Below are 11,923 nucleotides of genomic sequence, written 5' to 3'. Positions count from 1 at the left end.
GCCAGTTAATTCGGGAAAGTCGCGTGAGCAATTTTAGGAACTTTGTCCCATGTCACATTTTATGTGGGTTTAATGGCTGTGTGATGGTGGGAACAGATGTGCTTTGGTGCTTACTTCATAGTAGGGGAATGTGTGTTGAGTGCATGAAGCGTGTAGACTGACACTAGGTTATTGAGCATCTAATAGCCGACGTTGTTCAAGTGCGCCGCATGAGCGTTGCTGCCGGGACAGCTTAATATTAGAGACTTTCCACAGTTGAGGCTGTGATTATTATGCGCCACGCACGAGATGCACGTACGTGGTTATAGGGGGTATCCGATGGCCGATGAAGCCATGGATGTTGTCGTACCTGAGGGTAAAAAGGCAACACGTAGTAGAACGCGCAAAACGTCAGATAAAAAAGCGCATGCAAAAAAAGATATTGCCGAATCAGTTGCTCAGTCACTTGCTGAGTTGCCTGTAAAGCCACGGAAGAATTCGGCGAAGGTTGCCGATCCGACGTCGATTATTTTCTCGGCTGGTGGGGCTGAAGAACCTACACCAGTTCCAGAAGTTGTCGTTGCTCCGCCGATAACATCACTATTGTTTCAGGAACCTGATGTGGCTCGTGCAGTTCGTGCTCGCCGGCAACGCAAAGAAGCCGTTATTGAAGAAGATGCGCATGAATTGGAAAACGTTGCAGAAGAAGTAGCTAGTGATAGCGATACGCATCCAGAGTCAGCGCGGAAACGTCGGCGTGGCACTCGGGGTGGCCGGCGCAACGCTGACGTAGATGAAACTCTTGAGACGTCGAAGGATAGCTCTCAAAACGATGCTCAGATAGCTAAAACCGAAAACGAATCAGCGCGGAAAACGAAAAAAGTCAAAGCGGTTGTATCGGAAAATAGTGATAACGACGAGGCTGTTGAAGCTGAAGAGCCAGCGGTTCGTCGTCGCCGTCGTCGGCGAGCTACTGAAGCGGTCTCGGATGAGGTTACTGCCCCGAAAGGATCAACTCGTCTCGAAGCTAAACGCCAGCGCCGTAAGGAAGGGCGTGAAGTAGGTCGTCGTCGTCAAACTATTACGGAATCAGAGTATTTAGCACGTCGCGAATCGGTTAATCGTGACATGCTCATCCGGGAACGTGACGGTCTGAACCAGATTGCTGTTATTGAAGATGGCGTTCTCGTTGAGCACTATGTAGCACGTCATACTCAATCTTCGATGGTGGGAAACGTCTATTTGGGACGAGTTCAAAATGTTCTACCATCGATGGAAGCAGCGTTCGTAGATATTGGAAAGGGCCGCAATGCGGTGCTTTACGCTGGTGAAGTCAATTGGGATGCCTCAGGACTAGAAGGTAAACCGCGCAAAATTGAACAAGCGTTAAAATCTGGCGATCCGGTTTTGGTGCAGGTTACTAAAGATCCTATCGGACATAAAGGTGCTCGGTTGACAGCGCAAATCACCCTAGCTGGCCGCCATCTTGTTTTAGTCCCTGGTGGAGTAATGACCGGTATTTCACGCAAGTTACCAGAACCTGAACGCTTGCGGCTAAAGAAGATTCTCAAAGAGATTATTCCCGGTGAGCATGGTGTTATTGTCCGTACAGCTGCGGAAGGTGCTAGTGAGGATCAGCTCAAGCAAGATGTCGAACGGCTGATGAAGTCGTGGACCGATATTGAAGCGAAATCTAAGGCGTCGAAGAATGCACCTTCATTACTGAAGGGTGAGCCGGAGCTCGCGGTGCGGGTTGTACGTGATATCTTCAATGAAGATTTCCGGACCTTGCGTATTTCGGGCGAAAATGCATGGAAGACTATCTCGCATTATGTTCAAGAGCTTTCGCCAGAACTCGTGGATCGTCTAGAAAAATGGGAATCGGATAAAGATATTTTCCAAGAGCATCGGGTCGATGAGCAGCTACAAAAAGCTTTTGATCGGAAAGTATTCTTACCTTCGGGTGGATCACTAGTCATTGACCGAACTGAAGCTATGACGGTTATTGACGTAAATACCGGAAAATTTACTGGTACTGGCGGTTCTCTTGAAGAGACGGTGACGCGTAATAATCTTGAAGCGGCTGAGGAGATCGTTCGGCAGTTGCGGTTGCGTGATATTGGCGGGATTATCGTCGTCGATTTTATCGACATGGTCCTCGAAGCTAATCGTGATCTTGTGCTACGCCGGTTAATTGAGTGTCTTGGCCGAGATCGCACTCGTCACCAGGTGGCAGAGGTGACCTCACTTGGCCTAGTGCAAATGACTCGTAAGAGAGTGGGACAAGGTCTCGTTGAGGCATTCTCTACTACTTGTGAGTGCTGTGAGGGGCGTGGATACATTAGCCACGACCATCCGGTTGAGAAAAACGAAGAAACACAGTTAACCCAGCGGGTATCTAAGAAAGAATCGAAGAAGGAAGCAAAGGCTCACAACAATGAGCCAGATCCAAAGCATGAAGAAGTTAAGGCCGCATTAGCAACCATTGCAGCTGCTGCTACAACGAAACATGACGATGGTGAGGAAGAGTCTGAGCTGAGTGCCGGAAGTCAATCGCCAGAGACAACTGAACGACCTAAGCGTGGTCGGGCAAAAAAGGTGTCAGCTAGCCGCGGTGCAGATAAAGAAACTTATCATGGGCGCGGACGGAAGAAATCTACTCAGTCCAATCCGGTAGTTTCCGAATCTACGTCCGCAGATTCCCAAACAGTGGCTGGTTCTTCGCAACAAACGTCCGAAGAACCGGTGAAAAAAGCAAAGAAACGAGTAACTTCTTCAGGCACTATTACACCCACTACGCGTGCGTCATCAGCACTTATGACGTTCCCAGTGAAGAAAGTGAAGAAATAGTTAGCCAAAATCTGTAATTGTGGTCTGAATCGCTAGTTATGAACTTGTGTCTGAGCCAGTGTTTCAGTATCGTTAATTGCTGGCGCACTTTATTGCGCTAAATAATTTTCAGGGCATCCGATCCCGGATGCATCAGTTTCGACAGAGATGAGCAGAACGTGGTTTACGCGATTGTCAAGGTAGGCGGCCGCCAGGAAAAGGTGTCTGTCGGTTCCGTCGTCGTTGTGGACAAGATTGCAGGCGAAGCTGGCGACAAGGTCGAGCTCGAGCCGATCATGCTCGTCGACGGTGATAAGATCACCTCAGCAGCGGATGGCATCAAGGCCAAGGTCAGCGCCGAAATTGTTCGCGATGAAAAGGGACCAAAGATCTCAATCATCAAGTACAAGAATAAGACTGGATACCGTAAGCGCCAAGGTCACCGCCAAAAGCTTACCCGTGTTAAGATCACCGCTATTAAGTGATCGCTTAACTTACCGTCCAACGAGCTGTTAAAAAGAAGAAGGTCTAGACATGGCACATAAGAAGGGCGCTAGCTCTACTAGCAACGGTCGCGACTCTAACGCAAAGCGCCTCGGCGTGAAGCGTTTCGGTGGCGAGTTTGTTAACGCAGGCGAGATCCTCGTGCGTCAGCGCGGCACTCACTTCCACCCGGGTGCCAACGTTGGCCGCGGTAAGGATGACACGCTGTTTGCACTTGAGACCGGTCACGTTGAGTTTGGTACTCGCCGCGATCGCAAGGTTGTGAACATCGTCGCGGCTCAGGCCTGAGTTGCACGAATCTTAAACGACATACTCGAGAGGGTGGAGGGCATTAGCTCTCCGCCCTCTCGTGCATTATATTTCATTTTTATGTAAGGACACCCCATGGCAAGCTTTATTGATCGAGTCGTTCTCCATTTGGAGGCTGGCAAAGGAGGCAATGGTGCGGCGTCGGTGCGTCGGGAAAAATTTAAGCCACTTGGTGGCCCAGACGGCGCTAATGGCGGTCACGGTGGTGACATTATTTTCCGAGTTGATCCCCAAGAGACAACCCTGCTTTCCCTTCATCATTCGCCTCATTTGAAAGCAACTAACGGCAAACCAGGTGCTGGCGATTTACGTCACGGCAAACGCGGTGAAGATCTTATCGTTTCAGTTCCCAATGGAACAGTGGTGAAGGATATGGACGGAAATATCTTAGCTGATCTGACTGGAGCTGGGATAGAAGTCATTATTGCCGAAGGCGGTCAAGGCGGGCTAGGTAATGCTGCTCTTGCCTCGCCTAAACGTAAGGCTCCTGGTTTTGCACTGTTAGGCGAAGAAGGTGAAGCGCTTGACGTCGTCTTAGAATTGAAGTCTGTTGCAGACGTTGCTCTGGTCGGATTTCCATCCGCTGGTAAATCGTCGTTGATTGCCGCGATGTCTGCTGCACGTCCGAAGATTGCTGATTATCCCTTTACCACCTTGGTTCCCAACCTTGGTGTGGTTGAAGCGGGCGATATGCGTTTTACTATGGCAGATGTTCCTGGACTTATTCCCGGTGCGTCAGAGGGTAAAGGCCTCGGTCATGAGTTTTTACGCCATATTGAACGGTGTGCTGCGATTGTACATGTCCTTGATTGTGCAACCCTCGAACCAGGGCGTGATCCGATTTCTGATCTAGAAGTTATTGAGGCGGAATTGGCCGCGTATGCTGCTCATATTCCGCCGATCGAAGGGCGTGTGCCGTTAATGGAGCGGCCGCGTATTGTTGTGCTCAATAAAATAGACGTTCCAGACGCTCAGGAGCTTGCCGATTTTGTTCATGATGAGTTGAAGAATCGCGGCTTGGCTGTTTTTGCTGTTTCTGCAGTGTCCCGGGTGGGATTGCGAGAACTAGGCTATGCTTTGGGTACTATCGTTGAACACCTGCGTGCCCAAGAAGTGGTTGACGATGAAGTTCGTCCAGTCATTCGTCCATTGGATAAGAAGAATGATTCCTCCTTTACTATCACGCCACGGCAACAGGATGAGAAAGCCTTCTATCAGGTGCGGGGAACAAAACCGGAACGATGGGTTCGACAAACTGATTTTTCAAACGACGAAGCCGTCGGCTACCTTGCTGATCGGCTAAATAACTTGGGTATCGAAAAAGAATTGATGAAAATTGGTGCTCGAGCTGGGGATATGGTGGTCATTGGTTCTGTTGAAGATGGCATGATTTTTGATTGGGAGCCGACGATGGCTACCGGTGCAGAGCTGTTGAGCCCTCGTGGTACTGATATCCGATTGGATGAGAATATTCGTCCGACGCGTAGAGAACGCAAGAGTCAGTACTATGAGATGATGGATGCTAAAGAAGCGGCTCGTCAAGAGCTGTGGACGGAGCGCCAAGCCGGAATCTGGACTGATCCTGATGAGGAACTTCCTACTGAGTAAAGGTTTTTGACGTAGCCAAGGCTCTGCTGTGTGTCATTTCACGGCAGAGCCTTTAGCTTCTGCCTTATTGGTGTCCTATCAGGCGTTACTTACCAAAATCTGAAGATAGTTTTGGCTATTTTAATAGAAAAACTAGCTCGTGTGTTGCTTAGAGGGTAAGGGCAGGGTAAATTCCTAAACAACAGCTTAACAAAATCTTTTCTTTTAGCTGTGAGATACCAGTGTAGGAATATACGTATTGCTACCTAAATACTAGGACATGCCATGACGATTGATTTGAACGTAAGCCGCAAAGCATTAACGTACACGCCTCACGAGCGAACCGAGCGTGTTTATGGCGAGCATACGACGTCGGCATGGCTAGGAATTGATCTGTCAATGCTTGGCGTGCAAAACTATGTGTCTTCGTGTATTAGCCAACCGGAACCGTTTCAGCATGGGAAAATGATGGCTGCAACTCGAGCTGCTGCTAGTGGTGGTTTAGACTTTGTAGCCTTATCGGCGGAATTTTGCGCGGATGCCAGCCGTCCGCAAGCAGTTCTTGACGCAATAAACGTCGGTGCGCAAATGCGCACCATCGATGGCAGTGGAGTTGTGATGGAGGTTTTGCCGGAGCCGAAAATCGTAGCTCAAGCCTTAGACGCGGTATGCGTAGAGGGTTCCGGCTGGGCTTCGCTGGCGATAAGAATCGATCAAAACGTTGATCTAGTAAATACGGTTGCCGCTTTTGAAGCGATATGTGAAGCTGGGGTAGGCCTGGTGGTCAATCTTGCCTCTGCATCGCCTTCGGCTGAAATGATGGAGATTGTGGCTCAATATGCAAATATGGTCCGTCTCCAGGTTGCCGATCCACATACCGCTCGGGGGATTAGATATGGACTTCGGGCCTTGGCGCGCGATGCGGAACGTGATTTGCCCGTCGTCGTTGATTTAGGAGTGGTTATTTCGGCTACGTCAAGTGCTGCTCATGAACGGGCGATCTTAGTATCAGAAATAACTGGTTGTGAACTATTTTCCGGTATTCCGACGGTATATGGCACAGTCTACGATGTAGCCGATACTATTGAGCGGTGGGTTGGGTTAGGTGCTGCCGATGGCGTTGTTATCCATCCAGCATCATTGCCTATTGATTTAGCCTCACTTGTCCGTGGTGTTTTACCACTGCTTAGTGGTAGGGCAGGTGTTGAGGTTAAACAACAATCGTTGGTTTAAGTACATGCAAATGTAGTGGTGGGCTGAAAGAATACCTTTCAGCCCACCACTACATAAACGATTGTTGCTTAAAGCTTTATGCTTGCTCACCGGCTTGGGCAATTTGTGCACGAACCTCGTCCATATCAAGCTCCTGAGCCTTCTTCACGAGTGCCTGGAGTTGATCACGGGCCAATGCGCCAGCGCCTTCATATAGCCGAATGCCATCGCGGAATACCATAACGGTTGGAATGGACATCACCTGGAAAGCTTGAGCTAATTCAGTCTGCTCTTCCGTATTAATCTTACCGAAAGTCACCTCTGGGTTTTGTTCCGAAACAGCTTCAAAGGTCGGGCTGAACATCCGGCATGGACCGCACCATTCCGCCCAGAAATCTAGGACAGTAATTCCAGAATTAACATGATCTTTAAAGTTATCGGCAGTAATTTCAACAGTAGCCATCAGGGGCCTTTCTCTATGTTTGTCGAACATTTGTGTCTTGACTTTAACATTAACGCATAGTGTGTAAAGTTATTCCCACGTAGGCTATTTTCCCCGGCAATCGTATGAGGAATATGCGCCGATAGTGATGGGGTTAATGGCCAAACAGGCTCTTGTGGCATAATCTCAGGTAAAATATTGGTATGAGTGAAAAGCAAAGTGTTGCTGTAACACATACGGCGGCACACAAGTCGGGTACCCGGCGCCGCATTGGAATTATGGGTGGAACATTCGATCCTATCCATCACGGCCATTTGGTTGCAGCTTCAGAGGTTCAGCATGTTTTTAAGCTAGACGAAGTCGTTTTTGTGCCTGCTGGAGATAACCCATTCAAAACCGGTAGACCTATTTCTCTAGGAGATCACCGTTATTTAATGACGGTTATTGCTACTGCGTCCAATCCACGATTTTCCGTATCTCGGGTAGATATAGATCGCGGTGGAAAAACATATACTGTTGATACTCTTCGTGATATTCGTCGTCTTTATCCCGACGACGAGCTCTTTTTTATTACTGGAGCAGATGTTCTTCCACAAATTTTACAGTGGAAAAATTCCGATGAACTGTGGACACTGGCGCATTTTGTTGGCGTTAGCCGCCCTGGCCACCGGTTAGATTTGGCTGGTTTGCCGGAAGATGGTGTTTCGCTTATTGAGATTCCGACAATGGCAATTTCTTCTACTGGCGTACGAGAACGCGTAAAATCCGGGATTCCGGTATGGTATTTGGTTCCCGATGGCGTAGTTCAGTACATCTCCAAGTATCATTTATATAGACCAGAAGAAGCTCAGACAACCGCCCTGGCATCCATCGTGGGCGATTACGCTGATGAGGCAGGGGCACAACGCAACTGTGTGGAAGGAGAGGAGAAGCATGAGTGACGCTCCACGTATGAGTCGCCGGCAACTGAGGGAGCAAGGCAAACTTAGTGTCCGTCCCGCAGATGGGGTTGATATTAGCGAGACAACAGAGCTGCGTCTTCGTCGTCCTTCTCGTAAAGAGTTACGTGAGGCACGCAAAGCGGAAACCGGAATGATTCCAGCCGTCACAGAACCGGTAGCTGAAGATGAGGGAGTGGTGCAATCACAAAAATCTTCTCAGCCGGAACGTTTATCGGTTTTTGAACGGTTTGAAGAAGAAAATGCGCTAGAGCCAGCCCTAGATGTTGCTGAAGATAATCCCGAGGCTGCCACTGGGGAAAATCCCGTTCCTAATGAAGCTGTTGAGCAAGATAGTGAACAGGAGCCAGATTCTCCAGGCTCTCAACTGAGCGAAGAAGACGATGCGCATAGCGAAGAGTCTCACGAAGAAGCCACACAAGATTCCTCGTCACACGAAAAAAGTGACGTAGCTGAGTCTGCGTCGGTAGACAGTGACGGCGAAGATGAAGGCGACGAAAACGACGAAGACGAAGATGACGAATCGCCAGTGGCGATGCGTGAACGGCTCCTGTCGATGACTCGCCGTCAATCGCTGGAAGAGCCTAAGCAAGAAAATACTGGGGATGTGTCACGAACTTCGGTGATGCCAGAAGGCTCTGATTTGGAAGCCGAAGAACTCGGGCAACTTGTTGCTCCGGATACTTTAACTCCACAGGACGAAGATATCTCCGCCGTCGAAAGCCAAACGGCTTCCGAAGATGATATGTCGTACTATGAAGACGACGAAGACGATAATCTCAACCCACGCAGAACAATTCTTAATTACATTCTGCTTATTCTCATTGCTATCCTCGTTGGAGTCTTGGTTGGTCTTGGTATTAACAAGTTCTTCTTCAATGCGAGCGGAACAACAGAATCAACAACTGTTGTTTCACAAGAGCTACTGCTATAAATTCAAATATATTAACTATCACTACAAAGGATATTCGTGAGCGCAACACAAGAAGCTATCGATTTAACAATTATTGCTGCCCGGGCAGCGGCAGACGTTAAAGCAACGTCTATTACGGCCATCGACGTCGCCGAGCGGCTTGCGCTTACCGACACATTCCTGGTCGTCTCAGGATCTACTGAGCGTCAAGTGCGCGCTATCGTGGACTCGGTAGAAGAGGCTATGCATAAGGCCGGATGCAAGCGTCAGCGCCGAGAGGGCATGGAAGGCGAAGCGCACTGGGTTCTCCTAGATTTTGGCATCGTGATGGTTCATGTCCAACAAGACGAAGATCGCGAATATTATGCTCTAGAGAAGCTATGGGCAGATTGTCCAATGATTGAGCTACCGGAAGACATCAAGCCTTCTGAGGTTGCCCAAGAGTCAACGCTGGCAGCTTATTTTTCTAGTGGTATCGAAAATGCTACTGGGCATGATGCAGCCACGTCGGCTGATCTTGCATGAAAGTTGTTTGATATGCCGCTAAAACGGATTATTTTGCTTCGCCATGGGCAAACTGAGAACAACTCACAAGCGCGTATCCAAGGAACGCAAAATACGCCCCTGAATGATATTGGCCGTCAGCAAGCGCAAACTGTTGCCGGGGAGCTTGCTCTTGCTGGGATTACTCGAATTATTTCTTCTGATCTGCAACGAGCTTTTGATACTGCGCGGACGGTAGGCCACACAATCGGTATTAGCGTTGAAGTTGATTCGCGGTTACGGGAACGTGGATATGGTCAATGGGAAGGACTTACCTCCGCTGAGATTAAGGAAGCTTATCCACAAGCCTGGAAACGCTGGCGGGCTGGTGAAGAACCTGGGGTAGCTGACGTTCAAACTCGCGAAGATAATGGTGAGCTTGTCGCACAAGCAATTCGTGAATACGCGGCAAGCGTGGCCGAAGACTCTCACGATCAAACGCTGCTGTTTGTCAGTCATGGTTCGGCAATTGTTAATGGTGTGATGGTGCTAATGGGGCAGAATCCATCTCAGTGGAATATGCTTCAAGGTCCAGATAACTGCCATTGGGCGGAGATTATTCCACGTCCTGGTGCTGTGCCGTCGTGGCGTATAAAGTCGTGGAATCGGTGGGCTGCCCATGGTGATACGCAGGATTTCATCTGGCGGTGAGCTGTTTCACGTAAAATTGGCTGTAAGGATTTGGATATTAGGTGCCTAGGTAGGTAATATTAATGACGTCTTCGGGGCATTGGCGCAGTTGGTAGCGCGCTTCCATGGCATGGAAGAGGTCAGGGGTTCGAATCCCCTATGCTCCACCATTTGTACTCAACTTTTGATACAAAGTTTTGGATAAATAATTTGACCCCTTACGGTTGTATTTCTTAGAGATACAAGGCTGTCAAGGGGTTTTCTATTTCCTGAGTATCACCTATGTTGGCAAGTAGTAGCTTATTTCAGGGTGTTCTAGGAGCTCAAAACACTTTGGTTTATAGTGCGCGCGGGTGTTTGCTGCTGTGCTGTGTGGAATAAGCAATCCGTTTTGGGTGTAGTAGGGCATCCTCGTCCGCCCCTGGCGGGCAATAGCTAAGGATACGCTCGATAGTGGAACGCTCTGCGGGGGTCATGGATAGCTGCCACTGCGCCTTGACATACAGTTGACGCGTGACGTAGGCACACTGGAAGGCTTCATTGGGAGGTAACCAATGTGCTGCGTTTGCCGAACCTTTATCCTGGTTTTGTTGCCCGTCTACCGCCAGTAGATTCTGCGGATCGTTAGCAAATTGTTCGCGTTTTTGCGCACTCCACGCCCATGCACCGGACCGCCAGGCGTCACCAAGAGCTACGACATGGTCTATTTGGATGAGTGCTGACGTTTCTTTCCCTCGGATAAAATTCATTGTTTGTCCGGTATAGGGTTCAGATAGTTTTCCTTCGACGACGACGCAGTTGCGGGTGCCTGGTTTGAAAATTGTATCTGTGGTGTCTCGGGCTAGAATGTCATTTCGGGTATCGCAACCGTTATGATCGACATCTGCCCAAGGGTGGCCAAATTCGCTCCGATGGTATGGGGGCGGGGAAGTATGCTCATTGCGGATAACAACCGTGGAGAGAAGTTGCTGTTTTTCGGGATCTAGTATTGTGTACGATGGTGGAGTAGAAAGCGGGCCGCGCCAATTATCCGGGCCGACCTTCCAGCCGAAGCGCTGTTCTAAATCCATAATGTCTGGTCCTAAGCCAGGTAGCACAAGCCAAGCGCATAGGACCGCGGATAGGACATAGAGGAGTTTATCGAGGCTTTGGCGTTTCATATTTCCATGATCGCACAGTTGCCGATAGCTGATTTTTCTTATCCACAATAGTATTAGTTCTCCACAAGGCCTGTGATTCTCCACAAGTTGGTAGTGACTAGTGAGATGGCAGACAGCAATTCGATATTGGTATGATGTTCCTGCTAATATATGAATGCACGGGGCATTGGCGCAGTTGGTAGCGCGTTTCGTTCGCAATGAAAAGGTCAGGGGTTCGAATCCCCTATGCTCCACCATTAGTACTCAACTTTTGATACATGGAATTGAGTACGGACAGAACCCCTTGGGTTCCGCGTTTTACCTAGTAATTCGCGGGATTCGAGGGGTTTTGTTTGTCTGTGGGTACGGTGGTGGGTAGGTGTAGATGATGGTTGAGCGGGCTGTGAAAAATGATATCAGGGGAGTTCTTGAGCCGGAAGCGAGAGCATGCGTCAAATAGTAGGAGCATGCGTCAAAACGTATAAGGTAAGCGTCGAATAGTATATGCGGGTTAGCCTTGAAAGGTTCTCGGGCATAGCGATCGTTTCGCTCTATCTTGGACAATGAATTGTATCGGCTCTAGTTAGCATCGAGTTTGCGGAGTCGTCATTTCTCAACACTGCTTGCTTACATTTTCCAGTGGTTAGGCTTGGCTATCTGCAAGTATCATGTGAGCGCCGGCCTGTGAGGGATAGCAATTCAATTATTTTATGGCTACATTGTTATCGCTTGCTCAGTTGCGCTGTTGAAATGATAGGTCTTTGCCCTTCTAAGGTACAGGCTTGGAATCAAAGATGCTTCACTCAAGCTTTTATTAAGGTAAACCAGATAGAGCTGATGGCAGGTTGCGTGCTTGCCTGGCCGTTCCCCGTTTTCT

The 11,923-nt window shown here is 49.0% G+C and carries 11 protein-coding genes and 2 tRNA genes; 11 read left to right on the top strand and 2 right to left on the bottom strand.

What is annotated here, in order from left to right:
• Positions 1-318: 318 nt before the first annotated feature.
• From HC352_RS05200 to HC352_RS05180, 5 genes are all read left to right on the top strand, one after another.
• A complete protein-coding gene (locus HC352_RS05200) occupies positions 319-2,829 on the top strand; it encodes an Rne/Rng family ribonuclease (protein ID WP_247645160.1) in 2,511 nt (836 codons plus the stop codon).
• Between the two features lie 158 nt (positions 2,830-2,987).
• Positions 2,988-3,293, top strand: a complete 306-nt coding sequence (gene rplU, locus HC352_RS05195; RefSeq protein WP_168917895.1) for a 50S ribosomal protein L21 — start codon at positions 2,988-2,990, stop codon at positions 3,291-3,293.
• Between the two features lie 49 nt (positions 3,294-3,342).
• Positions 3,343-3,600 carry a 50S ribosomal protein L27 gene (gene rpmA / locus HC352_RS05190; protein WP_013170278.1) on the top strand — a complete coding sequence of 86 codons (258 nt, stop codon included), beginning with the start codon at positions 3,343-3,345 and terminating at the stop codon, positions 3,598-3,600.
• Between the two features lie 96 nt (positions 3,601-3,696).
• Complete coding sequence (gene obgE / locus HC352_RS05185; RefSeq protein ID WP_168917894.1) at positions 3,697-5,229, top strand: GTPase ObgE; 1,533 nt, start codon at positions 3,697-3,699, stop codon at positions 5,227-5,229.
• A 264-nt stretch (positions 5,230-5,493) separates the two neighbouring features.
• On the top strand, positions 5,494-6,441 hold the full coding sequence (locus HC352_RS05180) for an LLM class oxidoreductase (RefSeq protein ID WP_168917893.1): 948 nt from the start codon (positions 5,494-5,496) through the stop codon (positions 6,439-6,441).
• A 76-nt stretch (positions 6,442-6,517) separates the two neighbouring features.
• Here the strand turns inward: HC352_RS05180 and trxA are convergent, their stop codons facing one another.
• Positions 6,518-6,883: a thioredoxin gene (trxA, locus tag HC352_RS05175; RefSeq protein WP_168917892.1), complete on the bottom strand. Its 366-nt coding sequence runs from the start codon at positions 6,881-6,883 to the stop codon at positions 6,518-6,520.
• Positions 6,884-7,065: 182 nt separating this feature from the next.
• On the opposite strand from trxA, the gene nadD reads away from it, so the two are divergent.
• From nadD to HC352_RS05150, 5 genes are all read left to right on the top strand, one after another.
• Positions 7,066-7,803 carry a nicotinate-nucleotide adenylyltransferase gene (gene nadD / locus HC352_RS05170; RefSeq protein WP_168917891.1) on the top strand — a complete coding sequence of 246 codons (738 nt, stop codon included), beginning with the start codon at positions 7,066-7,068 and terminating at the stop codon, positions 7,801-7,803.
• Positions 7,796-8,755, top strand: coding sequence for a hypothetical protein (locus HC352_RS05165; RefSeq protein ID WP_168917890.1), 960 nt, complete (start codon positions 7,796-7,798; stop codon positions 8,753-8,755). Before nadD ends, HC352_RS05165 begins: the two co-directional genes overlap by 8 nt.
• A 36-nt stretch (positions 8,756-8,791) precedes the next feature.
• Positions 8,792-9,259: a ribosome silencing factor gene (rsfS, locus tag HC352_RS05160; RefSeq protein ID WP_168917889.1), complete on the top strand. Its 468-nt coding sequence runs from the start codon at positions 8,792-8,794 to the stop codon at positions 9,257-9,259.
• A 12-nt stretch (positions 9,260-9,271) separates the two neighbouring features.
• Entirely contained in the window at positions 9,272-9,928 is a 657-nt protein-coding gene (locus HC352_RS05155; protein ID WP_168917888.1) for a histidine phosphatase family protein, read from the top strand.
• 73 nt (positions 9,929-10,001) lie between these two features.
• Positions 10,002-10,077: transfer RNA gene (locus HC352_RS05150), tRNA-Ala, on the top strand.
• 168 nt (positions 10,078-10,245) lie between these two features.
• Here the strand turns inward: HC352_RS05150 and HC352_RS05145 are convergent.
• Positions 10,246-11,067 (bottom strand): HNH endonuclease family protein, encoded by an 822-nt coding sequence (locus HC352_RS05145; protein ID WP_168917887.1) that lies wholly within the window; start codon positions 11,065-11,067, stop codon positions 10,246-10,248.
• 160 nt (positions 11,068-11,227) lie between these two features.
• Here HC352_RS05145 and HC352_RS05140 point away from each other — a divergent pair.
• Positions 11,228-11,303 (top strand) — tRNA-Ala (locus HC352_RS05140).
• Positions 11,304-11,923 lie beyond the last annotated feature (620 nt).

The organism is Arcanobacterium buesumense (assembly GCF_012563545.1).
Taxonomy (GTDB): Bacteria; Actinomycetota; Actinomycetes; order Actinomycetales; family Actinomycetaceae; genus Arcanobacterium; species Arcanobacterium buesumense.
This window is presented reverse-complemented; position numbering and strand designations above follow the sequence as displayed.

Bases quoted from the DNA above. Each gene is read 5' to 3' on its own strand.
- HC352_RS05145 (WP_168917887.1), bottom strand. From the start codon at position 11,067: ATGAAACGCCAAAGCCTCGATAAACTCCTCTATGTCCTATCCGCGGTC.
- HC352_RS05155 (WP_168917888.1), top strand. From the start codon at position 9,272: ATGCCGCTAAAACGGATTATTTTGCTTCGCCATGGGCAAACTGAGAAC.
- HC352_RS05165 (WP_168917890.1), top strand. From the start codon at position 7,796: ATGAGTGACGCTCCACGTATGAGTCGCCGGCAACTGAGGGAGCAAGGC.
- obgE (WP_168917894.1), top strand. From the start codon at position 3,697: ATGGCAAGCTTTATTGATCGAGTCGTTCTCCATTTGGAGGCTGGCAAA.
- HC352_RS05200 (WP_247645160.1), top strand. From the start codon at position 319: ATGGCCGATGAAGCCATGGATGTTGTCGTACCTGAGGGTAAAAAGGCA.
- trxA (WP_168917892.1), bottom strand. From the start codon at position 6,883: ATGGCTACTGTTGAAATTACTGCCGATAACTTTAAAGATCATGTTAAT.
- nadD (WP_168917891.1), top strand. From the start codon at position 7,066: ATGAGTGAAAAGCAAAGTGTTGCTGTAACACATACGGCGGCACACAAG.
- rpmA (WP_013170278.1), top strand. From the start codon at position 3,343: ATGGCACATAAGAAGGGCGCTAGCTCTACTAGCAACGGTCGCGACTCT.
- HC352_RS05180 (WP_168917893.1), top strand. From the start codon at position 5,494: ATGACGATTGATTTGAACGTAAGCCGCAAAGCATTAACGTACACGCCT.